This is a genomic window from Chitinophaga sp. MM2321 (assembly GCF_964033635.1).
Lineage (GTDB): Bacteria > Bacteroidota > Bacteroidia > Chitinophagales > Chitinophagaceae > Chitinophaga.
Window position 1 is genome coordinate 5564615 of record NZ_OZ035533.1, and the last position, 22689, is coordinate 5587303.

At 45.5% G+C, this 22689-nt stretch carries 18 protein-coding genes; 11 read left to right on the forward strand and 7 right to left on the reverse strand.

Annotated features, from left to right (window positions below):
* The first annotated feature begins 134 nt into the window (after positions 1–134).
* Complete coding sequence (locus ABQ275_RS21650; protein ID WP_349315224.1) at positions 135–1685, forward strand: SUMF1/EgtB/PvdO family nonheme iron enzyme; 1551 nt, start codon at positions 135–137, stop codon at positions 1683–1685.
* A 125-nt stretch (positions 1686–1810) separates the two neighbouring features.
* Here the strand turns inward: ABQ275_RS21650 and bcp are convergent, their stop codons facing one another.
* Together bcp and ABQ275_RS21660 are read right to left on the reverse strand one after the other, a co-directional pair.
* Positions 1811–2272 carry a thioredoxin-dependent thiol peroxidase gene (gene bcp, locus ABQ275_RS21655; RefSeq protein WP_349315225.1) on the reverse strand — a complete coding sequence of 154 codons (462 nt, stop codon included), beginning with the start codon at positions 2270–2272 and terminating at the stop codon, positions 1811–1813.
* 56 nt (positions 2273–2328) lie between these two features.
* On the reverse strand, positions 2329–4020 hold the full coding sequence (locus ABQ275_RS21660; protein WP_349315226.1) for a M23 family metallopeptidase: 1692 nt from the start codon (positions 4018–4020) through the stop codon (positions 2329–2331).
* A gap of 116 nt (positions 4021–4136) precedes the next feature.
* Here ABQ275_RS21660 and gldA point away from each other — a divergent pair, with 116 nt between their 5' ends.
* The 7 genes from gldA to ABQ275_RS21695 all read left to right on the forward strand — a co-directional run bounded on the left by gldA (position 4137) and on the right by ABQ275_RS21695 (position 10633).
* On the forward strand, positions 4137–5054 hold the full coding sequence (gene gldA, locus ABQ275_RS21665) for a gliding motility-associated ABC transporter ATP-binding subunit GldA (RefSeq protein ID WP_349315227.1): 918 nt from the start codon (positions 4137–4139) through the stop codon (positions 5052–5054).
* A gap of 56 nt (positions 5055–5110) precedes the next feature.
* Positions 5111–6406: a phosphopyruvate hydratase gene (gene eno, locus ABQ275_RS21670; protein ID WP_349315228.1), complete on the forward strand. Its 1296-nt coding sequence runs from the start codon at positions 5111–5113 to the stop codon at positions 6404–6406.
* A gap of 215 nt (positions 6407–6621) precedes the next feature.
* Entirely contained in the window at positions 6622–6933 is a 312-nt protein-coding gene (locus ABQ275_RS21675; protein ID WP_349315229.1) for a septum formation initiator family protein, read from the forward strand.
* A 108-nt stretch (positions 6934–7041) separates the two neighbouring features.
* Positions 7042–7254, forward strand: coding sequence for a hypothetical protein (locus ABQ275_RS21680; protein WP_349315230.1), 213 nt, complete (start codon positions 7042–7044; stop codon positions 7252–7254).
* 79 nt (positions 7255–7333) lie between these two features.
* Complete coding sequence (nth, locus tag ABQ275_RS21685; protein ID WP_349315231.1) at positions 7334–7981, forward strand: endonuclease III; 648 nt, start codon at positions 7334–7336, stop codon at positions 7979–7981.
* A 134-nt stretch (positions 7982–8115) separates the two neighbouring features.
* Positions 8116–9309 (forward strand): nucleoside permease, encoded by a 1194-nt coding sequence (locus ABQ275_RS21690; protein ID WP_349315232.1) that lies wholly within the window; start codon positions 8116–8118, stop codon positions 9307–9309.
* A gap of 127 nt (positions 9310–9436) precedes the next feature.
* On the forward strand, positions 9437–10633 hold the full coding sequence (locus ABQ275_RS21695) for a Gfo/Idh/MocA family oxidoreductase (RefSeq protein ID WP_349315233.1): 1197 nt from the start codon (positions 9437–9439) through the stop codon (positions 10631–10633).
* Between the two features lie 158 nt (positions 10634–10791).
* Here ABQ275_RS21695 and ABQ275_RS21700 read toward each other — a convergent pair whose 3' ends face one another.
* The gene (locus tag ABQ275_RS21700) at positions 10792–11385 is read right to left on the reverse strand and encodes a DUF6134 family protein (RefSeq protein ID WP_349315234.1); all 594 of its coding nucleotides are present in this window, start codon (positions 11383–11385) and stop codon (positions 10792–10794) included.
* A gap of 177 nt (positions 11386–11562) precedes the next feature.
* Positions 11563–13410 carry a 2-oxoacid:acceptor oxidoreductase subunit alpha gene (locus ABQ275_RS21705; protein WP_349315235.1) on the reverse strand — a complete coding sequence of 616 codons (1848 nt, stop codon included), beginning with the start codon at positions 13408–13410 and terminating at the stop codon, positions 11563–11565.
* Between the two features lie 279 nt (positions 13411–13689).
* Here ABQ275_RS21705 and ABQ275_RS21710 point away from each other — a divergent pair, with 279 nt between their 5' ends.
* The 3 genes from ABQ275_RS21710 to ABQ275_RS21720 all read left to right on the forward strand — a co-directional run bounded on the left by ABQ275_RS21710 (position 13690) and on the right by ABQ275_RS21720 (position 15946).
* Positions 13690–14430, forward strand: a complete 741-nt coding sequence (locus ABQ275_RS21710; RefSeq protein WP_349315236.1) for a Bax inhibitor-1/YccA family protein — start codon at positions 13690–13692, stop codon at positions 14428–14430.
* Between the two features lie 234 nt (positions 14431–14664).
* Entirely contained in the window at positions 14665–14982 is a 318-nt protein-coding gene (locus tag ABQ275_RS21715) for a carboxypeptidase regulatory-like domain-containing protein (protein WP_349315237.1), read from the forward strand.
* 214 nt (positions 14983–15196) lie between these two features.
* Positions 15197–15946: a head GIN domain-containing protein gene (locus tag ABQ275_RS21720; RefSeq protein WP_349315238.1), complete on the forward strand. Its 750-nt coding sequence runs from the start codon at positions 15197–15199 to the stop codon at positions 15944–15946.
* A 127-nt stretch (positions 15947–16073) separates the two neighbouring features.
* Here the strand turns inward: ABQ275_RS21720 and ABQ275_RS21725 are convergent, their stop codons facing one another.
* The 3 genes from ABQ275_RS21725 to ABQ275_RS21735 all read right to left on the reverse strand — a co-directional run bounded on the left by ABQ275_RS21725 (position 16074) and on the right by ABQ275_RS21735 (position 22687).
* On the reverse strand, positions 16074–17450 hold the full coding sequence (locus tag ABQ275_RS21725) for a 2'-5' RNA ligase family protein (RefSeq protein WP_349315239.1): 1377 nt from the start codon (positions 17448–17450) through the stop codon (positions 16074–16076).
* 9 nt (positions 17451–17459) lie between these two features.
* Positions 17460–18728: a kynureninase gene (gene kynU / locus ABQ275_RS21730; protein ID WP_349315240.1), complete on the reverse strand. Its 1269-nt coding sequence runs from the start codon at positions 18726–18728 to the stop codon at positions 17460–17462.
* A 407-nt stretch (positions 18729–19135) separates the two neighbouring features.
* Complete coding sequence (locus ABQ275_RS21735) at positions 19136–22687, reverse strand: efflux RND transporter permease subunit (RefSeq protein WP_349315241.1); 3552 nt, start codon at positions 22685–22687, stop codon at positions 19136–19138.
* Between the last annotated feature and the right edge of the window lie 2 nt (positions 22688–22689).

Sequence of the window (22689 nt, forward strand, 5' to 3'; positions counted from 1 at the left end):
CGGTTGTGGCTGCATTGGGCCTGTGATGAGGGGGAGATGCATGCATCTTCATTACAAATTAATTTTTTTCAACATAAAATAAAAAAGAGTACATTTGCGTTTACAGTTAAAATAATCGACTAAAGCTGTATCGCATGTGTAGATTAACCTCTTTATCATTGCTCGTAGGTACCAGCGTAATGCTATCCATGACTGCCTGTCATAAAGATGGCGGGGGACTTTTCGGCAAGAAGAAACAAGCATCTTCTGCTACGGGCTGGAATTACAACGACCAGAAAATGGGCGGTTTCAGCGTAGCTAAGAATAGGGACCAGCAAACCGGCCCCGGCCTTGTATTTGTACAAGGTGGTACTTTTGCTATGGGCGCTACGGAGCAGGACGTAATGGGCGACTGGAATAACATTCCACGTCGTATCACCGTTTCCTCTTTTTACATTGACGAATCGGAGGTAGCCAACGTACATTACCGTGAATATCTTTACTGGCTGGCCCGTGTTTACAACGAGTCCTTCCCGGATGTTTACCGCAATGCATTACCCGATACCCTGGTATGGCGTAGTGAGCTGGCTTACAACGAGCCGTTGGTGGAGTATTACTTCCGCCACCCGGCCTACAACGACTACCCGGTAGTAGGTGTTACCTGGAAACAGGCCACTGACTACTGTAAATGGCGTTCCAACCGTGTGAATGAAAAACTGTTGATGGATAAAGGTTTGCTTTCCAAAGCAGATGTTACCAACCAGTCTGACGACAATACTTTTGATACCAAATCCTATAGTGCCGGCCTGTACGAAGGTACACCGGGCAAAATGTCCAAAGGCACCAAGGATCAGTTTAAAAATGCAGACGGTACACCGCGTAATGCCATCTTTGAAGATGGTGTAATGCTGCCTGCTTACCGCCTGCCTACAGAAGCTGAATGGGAATATGCTGCACTGGGTTATATTGGTCAGAACCCCGGTCCTTCCAAAAAAGAAGGCAAACATGGGGAAGAGCTGATCATGAACAAACAGGTGTACTCCTGGGGTACCAATACCAGCGGCTTGCGTGATATCCGCCGCGGCACCATGCAAGGCCAGTTCCTGGCCAACTTCAAGCGCGGTTCCGGTGATAACATGGGTGTGGCCGGTGGTTTGAATGACCGTGCCTCTATCCCCGGTCCTATCCGCTCTTTCTATCCTAACACGTTCGGTATCTACAATATGTCAGGTAACGTAGCGGAATGGGTACTGGACGTTTACAGACCACTCAACCCGATTGACGGGGAAGACTTCAACTACTTCCGTGGTAACAAATTCCAGACTGTTTACCAGAATGGCGATAAAGAATTTGAAAAAGATAGTCTCGGTCACCTGAAAATGCGTGATGTAACCGACGAAGAAAGTGCCAACCGTTTGAACTATCAGAAAGGAGATGTTATCAACTACCTCGATGGTGACTCTCTTTCCCAGGTTGAATATGGTTATGGTATCACTTCCCTGATCAATGATAAATCTCACGTGATCAAAGGTGGTAGCTGGAACGACCGTGCTTACTGGCTTTCACCAGGCACCCGCCGCTTTATGCAGGAAGATATGGCCACTAACACCGTAGGCTTCCGTTGTGCCATGGATCGTGTAGGCAGCCCTGAAGGTAACAAGTTCAAAACCGGTAACCTGTTCAGGAAACAAAGACAAAAAAGATAGAAAATAATTTAGGGATTTTTTGATTTACGAATTTAGGGATTTGAAATGCAGCAAAGATTTTCGCGTGAATATCCGCTGCATTTCAAATCCCTAAATTCGTAAATCAAAAAATCCCTAAATATTTATTATTTCCAGATCTCCAATATCTCCTCTGTGTGGTTTTTGGTATCCGGCTTTCTGATGATGTGATCAATTACCCCTTTATCATTGATCAGGAAAGTAGTACGGAAGATACCATCATAGGTTTTACCCATCATCTGCTTCTCTCCAAAAACACCATACTGGTTGACGATGGTTTTATCTTCATCCGCCAGTAAAGTAAAAGGCAGTTCATATTTTTCTATAAACTTCTGATGGCTTTGTTCGCTGTCGGTGCTTACGCCTACTACAGCATATCCTTTTTTGGTGAGCTCCTGGTAGTTGTCACGCAGGTTACAGGCCTGGGCTGTGCAGCCTGGCGTCATATCCTTCGGATAAAAATACAGCACTACGCGTTTGCCTTTAAGATCCGTTAATGATACAGTTTTGCCGTGCTGATCTTTTCCTTTGAAAACCGGCGCTTTATCGCCTTCTTTTAAGTTCGTCATATGGAAGCCTGTTTTATTTAAATGATAATATAGAAAATCAAAAAATTTATTGTGTTTTAACGGATGAAACTTAACCGGTAAACGCCTTCGTTGCCGGCGATATCCGTGGCCTTCATCACCATTGTATGTTTACCACGCGGGCAATGCTCATCAAAAGTATAGGTCAGTACGTTGCCTCTGCGCGAGAAGAGCAGCCATTTACCATCCAGTTCGCCGCGGAAGTCTTTGATCCCGCTGCCATCGCTGATCACAAAAGATAGCTTGGTGGCCTTTGACAGGTTAGCACCAGGTTTTACGCCTACCGGCGCCACTCTTGGAGCGGTGGTATCTACTTCCAGGTGGAAGTTGCCAAAGTCCCGGAAAGTGCCTTTATACCAGCCATCTTCCAGTACTGTGGAAGAAACGCTGCTGCCCAGTCCTTCCCGCACCATCACTATTTTAGGGCGCAGGTATTCAGGAACATTCCTGGACGGACGCATACGGATATCATAGGCATCGTGAACAGGAACCAGCGGCGTATGCAAACGGTAAATATTGGAATACCATTTAGGATTGGTAGCTGGTAGTTCCTGGTAGTTGAAACAGATATGATCGTACAACGCTTTTTCATCCAGGTAAAACTCTACCTGGTTATTTTCAAAAATATTGCGGGAGTCGGGATACATGGTATTGGCGCAGGCTTTATCTGCTACTTCGGGACCTGCCTGCTGTAAGTCCACTTTTACGGTGGAGGTATTGCCATAGGCGTCTTTCACCAGTAATGTTACTTCATGTACAGCGCCGTCGGCCAGGTTGATGGTGCCATCACCTTTCAGGTCGTGATAAACATCCAGTTCATTACCCGGCAAAGCGAATACCAGCTGCAGATAAGGGCCACCTCCCTTTTTTACTTTATAATCGATGTGTGCATTGAGATAGCGGGTTTCATCATAACCGATGTCGTCCAGCTGAAAGTCAATATCCGGGGTGCCGTTATGAAGCATAGTTACTTCATATATACCGTATGTATTAGGCGCATTGTTCATCCGGTCGATGGCGTTGAGGCCCAACCCCACTTTGCCTGCCTTTACTTTTATAACGGGTTGTGTGGTGACGTAGTTATTGCCCACTTTCTTTACCGGCAGCATAATGGGTTGCTGCTCGTAAATACTTTTCTCCATATCGTATATGGCTATACGATAAACGTCCGGGGCGCGGGTATCAGCGATATCGAAACCAAAAAGCAGGGGGTTCAGCGGCTTTTCAGTTTGTGTATTCCTGATTTCGAAGTGCAGGTGCGGACCGGCAGAACCGCCGGTATTACCACTCCAGGCAACAAAGTCGCCTTTCTTTACCGGGAACATGCCGGCAGGAATAGCCAGATTGCTGGCCCAGCTCTCGGCAGTATATTGTTGCTGCAATACATAGTGCTGTAAGGCAGGGAAGAATCTGTTCAGATGGGCATATACCGTAGTATATCCGTTGGGGTGAGTGATGTAGAGCACATTGCCGAAACCGGTATGAGAAACCCCGATGCGACTTACATAACCATCTGCCGCAGCATGTACTTCCAGGTTTTCCCTTTGCTGGGTTTTGATATCCATGCCAGAGTGAAAGTGGTTAGGCCGCAACTCCCCGAAGTTGCCCGCCAATACAATGGGTACGTTCAACGGGTTCCTGAAATAATCCTGTGGATAGTTCTTTTTCGGGATGGATTGTGCCTGTAATAAATGCGGTAGTAAGCAAAATAAACCTATGACTCTCTTCATAATTATGCAAATGTAGGAATTTCACACGAAGGGTGCGACCGCAACACATCCCAATTCACAATTCGTAATTCGTAATTTCTTCAGTACTTTAGTTGCCGCAAAACGAGCTATCATACATGTCTATCCAGGTATCACAACTTAGTAAGGTTTATGGCGAACAGCGGGCAGTAGATGCGATTTCCTTTGAATTAAAGAAAGGGGAGATCACGGGTTTCCTGGGTCCTAACGGCGCTGGAAAATCCACTACCATGAAAATGATCACCGGTTTCTTACCGCCTACCAGCGGAAAAGCCAGTGTATGTGGCTTTGACATTGTGGATCAGTCGCTGGAAGTACGTAAACGCGTAGGATACCTGCCGGAATCCAATCCGTTGTATTACGACATGTATGTAAAGGAGTTCCTGGAATTTATTGCGGGTATCCACCAGATGGGCCGTATCAGCAGCCAGCGGATTGCAGAAGTGATCGGTTTTACGGGGCTGCTACCGGAAAGCAGGAAGAAGATCGGGGCATTATCCAACGGATATAAACAACGGGTAGGGCTGGCACAGGCCCTGCTGCATGATCCGGAAGTGCTGATCCTGGATGAACCCACTACCGGCCTGGATCCGAACCAGCTGGCAGACATCCGCCGGCTGATCAAAGAGCTGGGGACAGACAAAACAGTGATCCTCTCTACTCATATCATGCAGGAAGTAGAGGCCCTCTGCGCCCGGGTGATCATCATTAACCAGGGAAAGATCATTGCGGACGACCAGCTCTCGCAGCTTCAGAAAAACAATACAGACAATGGTTATATACAGGTTACCTTTGGCGGGCCGATAACGGCTGCCGAGCTGATGGAAATAGCCGGAGTGGCCCGTCTGTCGGCCCTGGAAGACAATACCTGGCAATTATACACCAGCCAGGTGGACCAGGTCCGAAAAAACCTAATGCAATTTGCTTTGATAAATAACAGGAACATCCTTTCTTTGCAGAGCAATTCACAAAGTCTGGAAACAATTTTTCGGGAACTGACTAAAAAAAGCAATTAACTGTTAGATATTTGCTAATTGCAACAGCTGACTATAACAATTTTAACTTTCGTATTATGAGTATTATTTCAGAAATCCATGCCAGGCAAATCCTCGATAGCCGCGGTAATCCTACTATTGAAGTGGATGTGACCACAGAAGATGGTCATTTTGGTCGTGCTGCTGTTCCCTCCGGTGCTTCTACAGGAAAGCATGAAGCCGTTGAACTGCGTGACAACGACAAGAGTGTTTACATGGGTAAAGGCGTACTTCAGGCCGTTAATAATGTAAATGACATCATTGCGGAAGAACTGATAGGCTGGGATGTTACCGACCAGGCCGGTATTGATAAACTGCTGATCGAACTCGATGGCACCCCCAACAAAGCCAAACTAGGCGCTAACGCTACCCTGGCAGTAAGCATGGCCGTAGCCAAGGCTGCAGCCGACGAATGCAATCAGCCACTGTACCGTTACCTCGGTGGTGTAAACGCATTTACCCTGCCTATCCCTTTGATGAACATCATCAATGGCGGTGCGCACGCTGATAACAAAATCGATTTCCAGGAATTTATGATCGTTCCGGTAGGCGCTACTTCCTTCTCTGAAGGCCTGCGCTGGGGCGTGGAAGTATTCCACCACCTGAAATCCGTACTCAAAAAGAAAGGTTACAGCACCAACGTAGGTGACGAAGGCGGCTTTGCTCCTGAAATACAGAGCAATGAAGAAGCTATCGAAACCGTACTGGAAGCCATTAAAGCAGCAGGTTACACACCAGGCGAGCAGATTGCTATCGCCCTGGATGCTGCCAGCAGCGAAATGTATGACGATGCTACCAACTCTTACAAATTCTACAAAAGCTCACAGAAAGTAATCAGCAGCGATGAAATGGTGGCTTACTGGACAGAATGGTGTAATAAATATCCGATCGTTTCCATCGAAGATGGTATGGCAGAAGATGACTGGGCTGGCTGGAAAAAACTGACTGAATCCGTGGGTAACCGCGTACAGCTGGTAGGTGATGACCTGTTCGTTACCAACGTACTCCGTCTGAAACAAGGTATTGACCAGAACATCGCTAACAGTATCCTCGTTAAAGTAAACCAGATCGGTACCGTAACGGAAACCATCGATGCAGTAAACATGGCCCACAAAGCCGGTTATACTTCCATCATGAGCCACCGTTCCGGAGAAACAGAAGATACTACCATCGCTGACCTCGCAGTAGCACTGAACTGCGGTCAGATCAAAACCGGTTCTGCTTCCCGTACGGATCGTATGGCTAAATACAATCAGCTGCTCCGTATTGAAGAAGCACTGGGCGATGTAGCCGTATACCCTACTAACCTGATCAGCGTAAAGACCAAGATTTAACGGATTACAAAGATTTATAGGATTTAACCGGGAGATAGAGGTAGAGAAATTTGCTTTGTTTGATCAGGATTTCGTTGACCGGGATTTAATTGATTACCAGGATTTATAAGATGGTCTGGAAGATTAAAGCGGAAATATTCGCTTTTTCTCCTACACCCATCCTATAAATCATGATAATCTGTTAAATCCTGGTCTTTTTTATTTAATTTACACCCATGTCTTTATTCAAATCCATAAGAATTCCGAGGTATTTAAAGAACAAGTTCTTTATTACTGCCGTGGCTTTTGTGGTATGGCTCGCTTTTTTGGATAAGACAAACCTCATGTACCAATACCAGTTCCAGTCTGAAGTAAATAAGCTGGAAGGTCAGAAAGAATTCTTCATCAAGGAGATCAAACAAACCAAAGAAGAACAGCAGGAGCTGCTTTCCAGCCCTGAAAAATTGGAGAAATTTGCCCGGGAGAAATATTATATGAAGAAAGATAATGAAGACCTCTTCATTATGGCCCCTGCTCCGCAACAATAAGATTGTCCAACCCTTGGGTATCTTAAAAATTTATCTTAAATTAACAATACATACCGCAATTCTGTCGTTATAATCCTGTACACAATTCTTTTATTAAAACAATAATGCATGAGTAATTTTACACTATCCGCCCTCAACAACCTGTGTCTTGTTACTGATAGCGAAATAAAACATCACCAGGAAGAGCCCATTTTAACCCGGGAAGAGCAAGCTTGTATCGACAATACCAAAGCCGCACTGAACACTATTCGCTATTCGCCAAGAGCCGCTACTATGCAGCTTATCATCGATTATGCGGCCACCAGTGCCGAACAGGAATAGTTACAGTAATACTGGATTTGCCCCTATATTTTGCTGTGCCTGGCGTGCAGTTGCCCTTTCATTTTTCTATCTTTACCGCATGACCAAAAAAGAGCGTTATGCATTCGTGCTCAACTACTTTGAGGCCCATGCGCCCAATGCAGAAACTGAGCTCATCTATGACAGTACCTACCAATTGCTGGTGGCCGTTATCCTTTCCGCACAATGCACGGATAAACGTGTAAACATGACTACGCCTGCGATCTTCGCGCAGTACCCGGATGTAGCCGCTTTAAGCCATGCTACCTTCGACGACCTCTTTCCACTGATCCGCAGCATCAGTTATCCCAACAATAAAACAAAACACCTCATAGGGATGGCACAGATGGTCATGGAAGACTTCAACGGTGAAATCCCGGCTACCGTAGCCGAACTGATAAAACTACCCGGCGTAGGCCGCAAAACGGCCAATGTTATCACATCTGTGGTACACCAGCAACCCAATATGGCGGTAGATACCCATGTATTCCGTGTATCAGCGCGCATAGGTCTTACTACCAATGCCAAAACACCCTTGCAAACAGAATTACAACTGCTGAAAAATATTCCCGAAGAAAAAGTACACATCGCCCATCACTGGCTTATCCTGCATGGCCGCTATACCTGCGTGGCAAGAAGTCCAAAATGCGGGGAGTGCGGATTAAGACCCGCCTGCAAATACTATCAGCAGCTGATTAAAGCCGGGTAACCATTACACCTGGAGAAACTTTAAAAACGGATATTGTTTACTGCTTCCATCATTAATTTTTCAGACGATTACAATTATTTCCTATCTTAAACAGTTCAATAAGACACAACAAATAAAGAAAAGAATCAATCGTTATGAAATCAACCGTTAGAGTGCAATTGTCTTTCATGATGTTCCTGGAGTTTTTTATCTGGGGAGCATGGTTTGTGACATTAGGAACCTTTGTATTAAAAAATCTGCAGGATACAAACGCTACACAGGTAAGCGTGGCTTTTCTCACACAATCTATCGGTGCTGTTATTGCACCTTTCATTGTAGGGATTATAGCAGACCGCTTTATCTCCGCACAAATTATCCTCGGTGCAATCCACCTGGTGGGCGCAGCACTGTTATGGACCTGTTCGGGCATGACCAACTTCGACAGCTTCTACCCTGTTTTACTGCTGTACATGATCCTGTACATGCCTACGCTGGCGCTGGTAAACTCCATCTCCTTCCGGCAGATGAATGATCCGAGTAAAGATTTTTCTTCTATCCGTGTATTTGGTACTATCGGCTGGATCATAGCCGGACTGTTGATTGGATGGTTAAACTGGGAACAAAGCAACACCCTGGACCTTACTTTCAAAATGGCTGCTATGGCCTCTTTGCTGCTAGGTGTTTTTAGTTTTACGCTGCCTAAAACGCCGCCGCTGAAAAAAGGGACACAGATTTCCGTGAAAGAAATCCTGGGCCTGGATGCCATCCGCATGCTGAAAAACCGCTCTTACCTGCTGTTCTTCATCTCCTCTATCGCTATTTGTATACCACTCGCATTTTACTATAATTTCACCAACCCCTTCCTCAATGAAATAGGCATGAATGCAGCTGCCGGTAAGCAATCGCTCGGTCAGATGTCTGAATTCCTCTTCATGCTGGTAATGCCTTTGTTCTTTGTCAGACTGGGTGTAAAAAAGATGCTGGCACTGGGTATGCTGGCATGGGTGCTGCGTTATATACTGTTTGCCTACGGTAATGTGGATTCCAACTACTGGATGCTGATCGTTGGTATTATCTTACATGGTATCTGTTATGACTTCTTCTTTGTAACGGGTCAGATCTATACCGATAAACTGGCGGGAGAAGAATTTAAAAGCTCTGCACAGGGCTTTGTAACGCTGGCTACTTATGGAGTAGGTATGCTGATCGGTTTCCTGATTTCCGGTCCTATTGTAGAGGCATACAAAACATCCGGAGGCCATAACTGGCAAGCCATCTGGCTGATCCCTGCCGGTATTGCAGCGGTAGTATTAGTATTATTTATGTTACTGTTTAAAGACAAAAAATAAATATTTACGGATTTTTTGATTTTGAGATTTAGGGATTTGAAATGCAGCGAAGATTATTTAATATCGGTCTTTGCCGCATTTCAAATCCCTAAATCTCAAAATCAAAAAATCTCAAAATCAAAATTCTATGGCAAAAATTGCAATGCTGGGCTCGGGCTTTATCGGGCGGTTTTATGCAGATTCGCTACAGGGGCAGCGCAGCCGTGATAAAATTGTAAGTATTTATTCCCGCCGTGCGGAAAGTACTGCAAAATTTGCCACCGATTATGATGTGGCGCATCAGACACAGGACATGGAAGAAGCCATAGCTCATCCTGATGTGGAAGTGGTATGTGTATCGCTTCCCAACAACCTGCACGAAGCAGCGGTGAACCTGTGCTGCAAGCACAAAAAAGCAGTGATCTGTACCAAGCCGCTGGGCCGCAATGCTGCGGAAGCCAAACGGATGCTGGAAGCAGTGGAGAAAGCCGGTATTTTCCATGGTTACCTGGAAGACCTGGTGTATACCCCTAAATTTTCAAAGGCCCTGAAAAGTGTGCAGGATGGCGCTTTAGGGCGTATTCTTTGGGCCAAGTCCAGGGAAGCACATCCTGGCCCCCACAGTGAATGGTTCTGGGATAAAGAACAGGCAGGCGGCGGCTGTATGCTTGATCTTGGCTGTCATTGCGTGGAAATTGCCCGCAGTTTTATCGGGAAAGATATTAAACCGGTAGAAGTAATGTGTTGGGCAGATACACAGGTGAAACCCATTGATGCAGAAGATCACGCTATAGGGCTGGTGAAATACGAAAACGGCGCGATCGGTCAGTTTGAAGTAAGCTGGACTTTCCGTGGTGGTCTTGACCTGCGCGATGAAGTGATGGGCACAGAAGGAACGATCTGGCTCAATAGCTTTTTACGTACCGGCTTCGATATGTTCACCACCGGAAAAGGCGCCGACTACGTGGCAGAAAAGGCGGAAAGTAATACCGGCTGGCTGTTTCCCGTTGGTGATGAGTTGAACGAGCTGGGATACAATCATATGTTTACCGACATGTTCAATGCCATGGAAAGTAAGCAGGAACCCCGTGAAACCTTTTACGATGGCTACGTTGTAAACGCTGTGCTGGATGCCGCCTACAAAAGTGCTGCCACCAAACAATGGGAACCCGTGAACCTGGAAATCTGGCGCGGTCAGGAAGGCGTTACCCAAACAAAAACACTGGTTGATTACAACGAACAATACTACCTGATAAAAGAAGAAATGACGCATTTCGGTGCCCAAAAACTCATCCTGAAAGATAAAAAAACAGGACAGATCATAGAGCAGACCGACCAGGCATAGAAAGGATTTACGGATTTTTTGATTTACGAATTTAGGGATTTAAAATGCAGCGAAGATGATCCGTTTGAAAACACAGAGAAGATTTACGCGAAGACCTTCGCTACATTTTAAATCCCTAAATTCGTAAATCAAAAAATCCGTAAATCCCTATCCGGTGTTCATATCTTGACGAATATCGCTTTCCCAAATGTGTGGTTTACCTCCACCTGTACGAGGGTGCCATTCAGGTATTTGTAGATGTTCTTTTTCCCTTCGGGGAGTACCAGTTCATACTCACCGCTGCCGAGGGGTCTGAGTTGTAAAAAGCGGCCCAGTGTTTCAGAAAAGATGCGGGTTACCTGTTTGGGTTCTGCAAAATAAAGTTCTCCTACACAATGATCAATTTCGGTATTGTCTATTTTTAATTTTGTGCCATTCAATATAATCGTATAGTCGTTGCCGTTACGGCGGGTAGTTGTCTCCTTATCATCGTTGCTCTTACCGGATCCTGATACCCGTGTAGACCGGGCCATGGTCAGTACATTATTATTGTATTCATTAATGATATCACTGTTCACTTTAGACAATATTGTTTGAATACGTGTTTTAATGACAATACTTTTAGCAGTCCCATTTACCTTACGTTGCGCCTCAATGGTACCTATGGCGTGATTCGCCACCCGCACTTCAAAAGTATTTTTCTGGGCATTTACTGGCAGGTACAATACAGCAACCGTAATAACGCTCAACAATACACGAAAAAGGTTTTTCATAATAGCTTACTTAAAGATCTACGAAAACGGGAGGTAGCTGTAATATCCCCGTATGGGAAAATACAAAAAATCCGGCAGGTTTTCACGAACGCATCCGGTAAAAAAGAAGGGCGCAAAGATTATAAATAATCCCTGCGCCCTTTATTTTTTTACGCTTTTGTGTCTTTACGTGAGCTTTTACAGCATCTCCCTGATCCTCGTAACGAGTTCTCCTTTTGTAATGGGCACGCCCATTATTTTGTGATAGCCCTGAGCATCAATCAGATACTGGTCACGGATTATTTTGATGAGCTGACCATTGTTAATTTCAGGAATCAGTACTTTATCGTAGCTATGCAATATTTCTTCCAGATTTTTCGGGAAGGGGCGCAGATGGCGAATTTGTGCATGCGCTACTTCGTGGCCTTCTGCCAACAGCTCCAGTACAGCACTTTTGATAGCGCCATAGGTAGAACCCCAGCCTAATACCAGTACTTTACCTTTTTCCGGACCTACTTCGATCTTTTGTAACGGAATACTATCGGCAATCTTATCTACCTTCTCCTGGCGGATCTTCACCATCAGCTGGTGGTTTTCCGGATCATAGCTCACATTACCGGTAATATTCTGTTTTTCCAGTCCACCAATACGGTGTTCCAGCCCCGGTGTACCAGGTACCGCCCAGGGGCGCACCAGGTTTTCATCGCGGTGATAAGGCAGGAAATGTTCTTCCCCTTCTTCCAATCCTTTCTTGAATTTCACTTCAATGGCAGGCAGGTCGGCACTCTTGGGGAAACGCCATGGTTCGGAACCATTGGCAATATATCCATCGCTGAGGAAGATGACCGGTGTCATGTGCTGCACAGCAATGCGGAAGGCTTCAAAAATGGCATCGAAGCAATCTGCCGGTGTGGAAGCTGATATAACTGGCATCGGACACTCTCCATTACGGCCATAATAAGCCTGTAACAGATCCGATTGCTCTGTTTTGGTAGGCAGCCCTGTAGAAGGTCCACCACGCTGAATATCAATGATCAGTAACGGAATTTCCAGCATTACTGCCAGTCCCATGGCTTCGCCTTTCAGCGCCATACCCGGGCCGGAAGTAGTGGTTAATCCCATATGGCCGCCATAAGAGGCGCCGATAGCGGAACTAATACCAGCAATTTCATCTTCTGCCTGGAAAGTACGGATACCAAAATTTTTGAAGCGGCTGAGTTCATGCAGGATATCGGAAGCCGGTGTAATCGGGTAAGTACCCAGGAAAAGTGGTAGGTTAGCTTTCTGTGAAGCAGCCACCAGACCGTAAGACAGCGCCGTATTACCGGTAATGCTGCGGTAGGTACCTGGCTCCATACGGGCCTTTTCTACGTGATAGCGGGTAGTGAAAGCTTCCACGGTATCGGCGAAGTTGTAACCTGCATGCAGGGCTCTCAGGTTACTTTCCAGGATCTCTGCTTTTTTACCGAACTTCTCTTTCAGGAAAACTTCTGTGTTTTCCATGTTACGGTCATACAGCCAATAGAGGAAGCCCAGTACAAACATATTTTTTGCACGGTCTTTCTCCTTCATGCCCATGCTGATATCTTTCAGTGCTTCACGGGTCATTTTGGTAACATCCATGGAATGCAGCTGATAGTTCACCAGAGAACCGTCTTCCAGGGGGTTGATGCCCTCGGGATAGTTGGCAAGACGCAGGTTCTTACTGTCAAAACCGTCTGTGTTGGCGATAATAATCCCGCCTTTTTTCAATCCTTTCAGGTTTACTTTCAGGGCAGCGGCATTCATCGCCACCAGTACATCACAGGCATCACCCGGTGTAAATATTCTGTTAGAAGAAAAATGAAGCTGAAATCCGCTCACGCCCGGCAAAGTACCTATTGGAGCGCGTATTTCGGCGGGAAAATCCGGGAAAGTACTCAGGTCATTACCGAATAAAGCGGTATTATTTGAAAACTGGCTACCCGTTAATTGCATCCCGTCTCCACTGTCGCCTGCGAATTTTATCACGACATCATCCAGCTTTTGAATCGAAATATTAGGCATCTATTGTTCTTTTAAGGTATCTTTTAAAGATGTAAATTTAGGTAATCGGCAGGTAGTAATACCATATCCCTTCAGATTTGGTTTTAAATTGCTACACAAAAGTACACAACTTTAGTAGACTATTATCGTCTGAATGCAGCATTCTGATTACTTCTTGTTATGGGTTATAACTGGAAGTTATTGGCTCACAAATGCTAATTTTCTGACAAATTACCTCCTTCAAATGCGGTGATATCAAATCAAATCGTATTTTTACCCCTAATTTTTAAACTATACTTTATGGCACTATTTCAATCGAACAACCCTGTACTGAAGCAAAGTATATTCGACAAGGTTGCTCACACGGAAGGCGAAACCATGACCATTCGCGGGACGGTTAATAAGATGTCTTTCCTGCTGGTCATGCTGATGGCAGCAGCAGTATTTTCTTACGGAGAATTTTTAAGGGGCAGCAGCAATGTGATGCCACTGGTAATAGGAGGTGCAATAGGCGGTTTTGTACTGGCGCTGGTGATCATCTTCAAAAAAGAATGGTCTCCCTATCTTGCACCGGCTTACGCCATTGCACAAGGTTTATTCCTGGGGGCTATCTCTGCTATGTTTAACGGTCAATATCAAGGTATCGTATTACAGGCGGTAGGTCTTACTTTCGGCACCTTCATCGCGATGCTGGTATTATACCGCACAGGAGTGATCCGCGCAACTGAACGTTTTAAATCTATCATTATAACAGCTACAATGGGTATCGGTATCTTTTACCTGATCGCTATTGTACTTCGTTTGTTCCATGTTGATATTCCGTTTATTCACAGCAGCGGTACTTTCGGAATTATATTTTCACTGGTGGTAGTAAGTATTGCTGCCCTGAACCTCATTCTTGATTTTGATATGATTGAACAGGGAGCCGCACAGGGTGCACCAAAGTATTTTGAGTGGTATGGTTCTTTCGGACTGCTGGTAACACTGGTTTGGTTGTACCTCGAAATCCTGCGCCTGTTGAGCAAATTGAACAGAAGATAATACATAAGATAAAAGCTATTGGAGAAGTCTTCCGGTCATTCCGGAAGACTTTTTTGTTTTGTTAATGTCTTCCAAAAGTATTGTTAAAGAGCAGATGAACGAAATACTGTGGCACCGTAATTGCAAAATTGGTCTATACAAGAAGTTCTTTACATTTTAAAACAGACATCATACAATGCTAACACCTTTACTTACCATGTAATCTTTATTGTTAAACATTTTAAATCGTATGCTATGAAAAAGATGAAAGTAACCATGTTAGCACTTGCGGCTGTAGCGTTTGTAGCTTTTGCATTTAAAGGTATTGATGGCGGTTCCATCACAGGTAAAGTAACACCTGCTGCCGGAGCCACAGAGGCCTGGGCCATCCAGGGTACAGATACGCTCAAGTCACCCGTTTCAGATGGCGCATTTAGTTTTCAAAATGCAAAAACAGGCGTGTATACTATTATTATAGGAGCCAAAGAACCACTTAAACCTGCAACTGTTAACGATGTTAAAGTGGAAGATGGAAAAGCCACCGATCTCGGAGAGATCAAATTAGGAGAATAAATAAGCGCAATAGTTGGTTTTCATAGGGGTTAATCATAAGCCGGTCCGTACGTCTGTACGGCCGGCTTTTTTTGTGGCCTGGCAGCTGTTCCCATTTCTTTTTATCCAGCTAAAGATCCGTTTTATCAAGATCCCCGATTTTAATTCCGGGGTCGTAGGGGTAAATGTTCCTTCAACCGTCATGCTTTTATAAACCCCCAAAAAAATGATGGTTATGAAGAAACAATTCTTAATTACTTATACCAGCCTCAGTGTAGGATGGTTTTTACTCATGCTGGCGATCTTCGCGCTGATCCTCGGCGGTTGCACAAAAGAGCGCATTACCGGCTCAGGAAATGTGGTAGAAGAAACACGTACTACTGCTCCTTTCACGGAGGTGGAAATATCAGGTGCGTTTGAGGTACACCTGTTGCAGGATAGCAGTGCCCAGGTAGTAATCAAGGCAGAAGATAATATTATGGGTGTTATCGAAACCGGTACCCATGGCAATATCCTGTATGTGCGTACAAAAAATCATGTCAATATCCGCCGGCATATGCCGATACATATATATGTACACAGCCGCCTCTTTCAGCGCATCACTTTTTCCGGTTCCGGCTCATTGGATAATAAGGATACCTTACAAAGTACATCGTTCAGGTATGTGTTGAATGGTAGCGCCAATGCTTCCCTGGCACTGGCCACCACAGCAATCTCCACAACGATCAATGGTTCCGGTGATCTGATCATGAAAGGTCATGCTACAACACTGAACAGTGATATCAATGGCAGCGGCAATATTTCCGCACTGGATATGACCGTGCAAACCGCTGATATTACGATCAGGGGCTCAGGAGCGCATACCATCCAGGTGGAAAAAGAATTGCGGGTGAGTATCCTTGGCAGTGGTAATGTTACCTATTCAGGTACACCAACGAAATTGGAGACTGATATAAAAGGATCAGGAAAACTGATTAAGATATAAGTGGCAGCAATAAGCAATTGCTCATTTTCGTATAACCTACGCCGTTATGCTTCATTCACAATATGGATGAATGAAAAAGGCCCCCGCTGATGCAGGGGCCTTTTATTATTTTATAAGCGGGCATTTATCAGGCGCCGCCCAGTTTACATTTCTGGAGTACTTCCCATGATTTACCGTTGTGACGGAGGAAATACAGGTTGTTTACTTTAAAGGTAGCCTCGTAATCTTTGTTTTCATACTCCGGCCATGCCTTGTTAAACTGATCATCTTCCAGGTCTTTGAAAGCCACGGTAACGTGTGGTGTGAACCCGGTACGTGCCAGCATGGTGCTGAAGCCAAATTCCTTACGCAGGAAGTTGATCAGCTGACGGTGCATAGCAGACATGGTTTCACTTTTTTCCACGTTGATGAACAGTACACGGTTCTGTTTATTCGGGAATGTACCGTAGCCTTTCAGTGATACTTCAAAAGGAGCCTGTGTTTTGGCAAATTCAGTCAGTTCATCACAGAAAGCTTTTTCCAGTGCCGGATCAGCCGTGAAAGGTACCTGCAGGGTAATATGTGGCAACACTTTCAGTGCGTACATAGGACCGTATTGTTCTGCAAATTCCTGTTTGATTTTTATGATCTCTTTACCTACTTCTGCGGTTGGCAGCAAGGCGATAAAGTATATTTTGTTATCTGGTTTTGGTTCGAAGCGTTGAGGTCTGCCGCCCTGTCTTGGGCTGCCGCCGCTACGGTATCCACCACCGCCGCCACCGCCACGGTTATAGCCACCGCCACCACCGCCGCGATCGTAACCGCCGCCACCGCCACCACGGTTGTAGCCACCGCCACCGCCGCCTTCGCGATTGTAACCACCGCCGCCACCACGATTGTAGCCGCCACCGCCGGAACCTCCGTCACGGTTGTAACCACCACCGCCGCCGCTGCCGCGATCATAACCACCACCGCCACCGCCGCGATTGTAGCCGCCACCACCGGAACCTCCGTCACGGTTGTAACCACCACCGCCGCCACTGCCGCGATCATAACCACCGCCGCCACCGCCGCGATTGTAGCCGCCACCACCGGAACCTCCGTCACGGTTGTAACCACCACCGCCGCCACTGCCGCGATCATAGCCTCCACCGCCACCGCGGTTGTAGCCACCACCGGAACCTCCGTCACGGTTGTAACCACCACCACCGCCATCACGGTTATAGCCACCGCCACCATCACGATTATAACCACCACCGGAACCTCCGTCGCGATTATAGTCAGTACGGGGACGATATCCGCCTTCGCGGTTATAGTCAGTGCGGGGACGACTTTCACGGTCTCCACCGTTGTAGTCGGTACGTGGACGACTCTCACGGTCTCCACTGTTGTAGTCGGGTTTTCCACCCTCCCGCTCATTGTTTAAATTGGGTTTGAAGTCACCTCTCTCCTTGTTGGGATCATTCTCTTTGTTGGTATCAGAAGAGTAGGGCCTGCGGGGGCGTTCGTTTCTCTCAAAATTCATCTTACTTAATTAAGCGTTTGAAGCAATATTAGATATGATTTCATAAAAATGAAATACATCCTGATAAGAATTATATAAGGGCGCCGGTGAAACTCTGATGACTCCGGGTTCTCTCCAGTCAACGATTATACCGGCATTTTTCATTTGCTGATGTATTTCTTTACCATTGTCCAGGAATAACAAAGATAATTGAGCACCACGTTCGTTACAATTTTTAGGTGTAATAATTTCAAAATTTATACCATTCAACTGCTGCAATAAAAAGACCAGATAGTTAGTCATATCATTGCTTTTACTGCGTAAAGCACCGATACCGGCTGCTTCAAATAATTCCAGGGAGGCTTTCAGGCTTACCATATTAAACACCTGAGCGGTGCTATGCTGCCATCCTTCGGCTTCTTGTTTAGGCACAAACCCTTTTTCCATTTTAAAACGTGCACTCTCTTCGTTGCCCCACCAGCCACCAAGGCGGAAAAGTCCGCAGTTGCCGGCGTGTTTTTCATGCACAAATGCGCCTCCTACTGCGCCGGGACCACCATTCAGATACTTATATGAGCACCAAACGGCAAAATCTACTCCCCAATTGTGCAATGCTACCGGAATATTTCCTGCTACATGTGCCAGGTCGAAACCGGCATAAGCGCCTGCACGGTGTGCAGCGGCTGTTATAGCGGGTATATCAAAAAACTGTCCGGTGTAATAATTAATCCCACCAAATAAAACTAATGCTAAGCTATCACTTTCCTTGTTAATAATTTCCAAAATATCTTCCAACCTTATCAAATGCTCTCCGGGCCGGGGGGAAACCTCTATGATAGCGACTTCAGGGTCAAATCCGTGAAATTTCACCTGGGTTTCTATTGCATATTGGTCGCTGGGAAAGGCTCCTGCCTCCATTAACACTTTAAACCGTTGGCTGGTTGGCCGGTAAAAACTCACCATCATCAGGTGCAGATTCACAGTAAGTGTATTCATTACCGTTAGCTCCTGCTGACTGGCTCCTAATATACTTGTCAACGGCTTACTGCAATACTGCTGATAATATAACCATGGATTCTTTGCCGCCCAGTAACCTTCCACCGCATATGCCTGCCAATCGGCTAACTCCTGGTCTATCGCTGCTTTCACATTCCTGGACTGTAAGCCAAGTGAGTTACCACATAAATAAATAGCATCTTTTCCATTATGTTGCGGGAAATAAAACTGCTCTCTGAATTTATTCAATGGATCCTGTTGGTCCTTCTCTTTTGCAAATGCTAAGGTTGCTACGTACTCCATGGTCTTCCAATCTTTGCCTGGCCCCTCTTACTGGCAGATGAATCCTGTGCTGTTGAAACGATTGTATCTTATTTCCTCATAATTATAAAACAGGCAAACATGCATAACTGTTTAAAAAAGACTGTTTTCTTTTAATATTTCACTCTTATTATCATATGGCATATAAGGCTTAAGGCTGTATATGGCTAGTAACGTGAACGATTCAAGGGTCAAAAGTAATAAAGGCTAATCAAATGCCCACTATTCTGATTGTTAAACTTTGTTAATTAAACAAAAAATGGTTTCAATTCAACAAAAATATGGTTTCATTAGCCAATTTACAAAAAAAATCCGTCCCGAAGAATCGGGACGGAGACTGTTAACCTACAACTGTTACACTGTATTGATAAAAATGCTTATTTCTGTATCTAATTCACTGAAATTCCGTCTACTTTATCCGCATGTACCGGTTCTCCGTTGTCACCCGGCTCCGGAAAGAAATCATATGGTTTCTGCGATAAATACTGCGGATCATGCAACTTCCTCACTTCTTCCTTCTTCATAAATATTTTTAAGATCAGTACCAGGAAAGGCACATACTTCAGCGAACGGGGCATATTATACCTGTCCAGCACATCCAGCGACCGCTTGTTCATCGCATACATCACCGGCACCAGGATCAGTGTCAGGAAAGTGGCAAAAATCAACCCGAATACCATTGTCCAGGCAAGCGGACCCCAGAAAGCCACGTTATCTCCACCAAAGAAAATATGCGGCTTAAAGTCGCTAAACAGGCTGGCGAAATCGATATTAAAGCCCACTGCCAAGGGAATGAGTCCCAGAATAGCCGCGATGGCCGTCAGGATCACCGGCGTCATACGGGTTTTACCCGCTTCCACCACTGCTTCATACACCGGCATCTTCTGCTGTACCAGCAGGTCCGTAAACTCTACCAGCACAATACCATTACGTACCACAATACCCGCCAGCGCCATAATACCAACCCCCGTCATAACAATGGAAATGTCCATTTTGAAGATGGAAAAGCCCAGGAATACCCCTATAATACTAAACAGGATTTCCAGGAAGATGATCAACGGCCGGCCAATAGAGTTAAACTGCGTTACCATGATCATCAGGATCAGCCCAAAAGCGCCCAGCATAGCCATCATCAGGAAGTTCATCGTTTCCAGCTGGTCTTCCTGCTCACCGGTCATTTTAATGGTAACCGAAGATGGATGAGAGAAATCACGCAGCGCGGTTTCTATATGCTGTACCACTTCGTTGGTATTGAAGCCTGTCAACACATTGGAATACAACGTAATTACACGTTTCTGATCTATTCTTTTAATACCTGCGTAAGTATTAGAGTAATGAATATCAGCTACCGCAGACAACGGCACCTGGCGGATGGCCCCGCCCATATTCATATCGCGGTATACCAGGTTCAGGTTCATCAGGTTATTGATATTATTCCGCTGATCTTCTTTCAATCTCACCATAATCTTATATTCATCTTTCGCATCCCTGATCTTGGAAGCCTCGAAGCCAAACAACGCTGTACGCAACGCGCCGCCAATCTGCCTGGTGGAAATACCTTCACTATTAGCCCGCTCCCGGTCAATGCTCACAACAATTTCCGGTTTGTTATCTTCAAAATCACTCTTCAGTTCTTCCACACCATCTACATGTAAGGAATCGAGATAACGTTTAAGCCTGAACGAAGAACTGGTCAGCTCATCAAAATTATCACCTGTGATCTCTATATTAATTGGCTTACCGGTTGGAGGTCCGCCCTGCTCCTGCTCTACCGTGATATTGGTACCGGGAATACCCTTCACCGCATTACGGATTTTATCAAGATATTGTACAGTAGACTGTCCATTCCTGGCGCCAAATTCCACAAAGGCCACTGTTACTTTACCTTTCTGTGGCTGGGTACTCATATCCATCTGTGAAGGATCGCCGGCGCCTTTGGCCACATTGGAAATGATAGATTCCACAATAGGATTATTGCTGCCTACCACTTTAGTGATGCGGTTTTCCACGATATGCGTAATAGAATCTGTATACTTCTGATCGGTACCATTTGGCAGCTCGATATAGGTATAGATAAAGTTGGGATCTGCCTGCGGAAAGAACACTACTTTAGGATTCCGGATACCGGTTAAAATAATGCTGAAGATCAGCAGACAGAAAGTAGCTACCAGGATCCATATTGGACGCCAGGCTACCAGACACCACTTCAGGATCCGTTTGTAACGCTCTTGCACTCTAGGCCAGAACCCATGCTGGAAGCGGCGTGCCACGCCACCCAGCCAAAAACGTTCCAGCACAATAATGAGATACAGGAAGATCACAAAGTTGCCTACTCCCCTGCTGCCATTGGCATATCCTACCAGCGCCAGCAACACAAATACACCTGTAAGGATCTTAAACTTCTTGTCGAACCTGGGCTTCGGCTGGTTTTCACCTTCATGACGATCCATGAAATCTACCGCAAATACCGGGTTGATAATGTACGCCACCACCAGTGATGCACCTAAAGTAGTGATCAATGTTACCGGTAAATAGAACATGAACTTACCGATCACACCAGGCCAGAATAGTAACGGCACAAATGGTGCAAGTACTGTGAGCGTTCCGGAAAATACCGGCAGGAATACTTCCCCCGCCGCTATCTTGGCGGCTTTCACAATCCCCAGTTCCTTTCGCTCATTATAAATACGGTGCACGTTTTCTATCACCACAATCGCATCATCTACCACAATACCCAATGCCAGCAGGAAAGAGAACAGTACCATCATATTCAGCGTAAACCCATACATCGGCATGAGTAGAAATGCAATGAACATGGAGATAGGTACCGACAAGGCCACGAAGATGGCATTCACCGCACCCATGAAGAACATGAGGATCAGTGTTACCAACAGAAAGCCTATGATGATGGTATTGATCAGATCATGTAAGGTAACACGGGTGGATTTAGACTGATCAGCCGTAATAGTGACGTTCAGGCCTTTCGGAAAGTAATTCTCCTGCATGTCTTTGGTAATTTCCTGGATCTTGTCAGATGCATCGATCAGGTTCTTACCACTTTGTTTAATGACGTTCAGTGTAATTACATTTTTTCCTGCAAGCCGCGCATAGCTTTCCTGTTCCAGGAAACCATCCACTACGTTGGCGATATCTTTCAGATACACCGTGGCGCCTGACTGTCCGCGGACAATGATATTACCGATACGGGAAGGATCTTTGTATTCGCCTTTTACACTGAGACTGCGTTTCTGTCCGTCCATCGATACCAGACCGCCGGAGATGGTAATATTCTCTCCCTGAATGGCGCCGATAATATCTTCAAAACTGATTTTGGCGGCATCCATTTTGTATTTGTCCACGTTGATCTGAATCTCACGTTCCAGCTCCCCTACCAGGTCTACACGGGTAATTTCATTCAGTGCTTCAATGCGGTCTTTCATATCATCCGCATAACGTTTCAATGTTTGCAGATCGAAGTCACCGGAGAGGTTTACGTTCATGATAGGAATCTGGGAAACATCGATCTTTACGATCTGTGGTTCCTGGGTCAGGTCTTTGGGCAGATCCTTCTTGGCATCATCTACTTTTTCACGTACTTGCTGCCTCGCCGCTTCAATATCTTCATTCGCGTTGAACTCGATAGTGATAGCGGAGAAATCCTGCATGGAAGTGCTTTTGATCTTCTTTACACCGGAGATACCATTGAGTTGTTTTTCAATAGGTTTCGTCACCAGTGTTTCCATGTCTTCAGGAGAAGTACCGGCCAATACTGTATTGATAAAGAACTGTGGAAACACTACTTCCGGAAACTGTTCTTTGGGCAGATTAATATAGGAAAGAATACCTGCGAACGCAATGATAATAGTGGCCACATAAATGCTCACCTTATTATCAATGGCCCAGCTGGTAGGCTTAAACTCTTTATGAATATTGTCTTGCATAC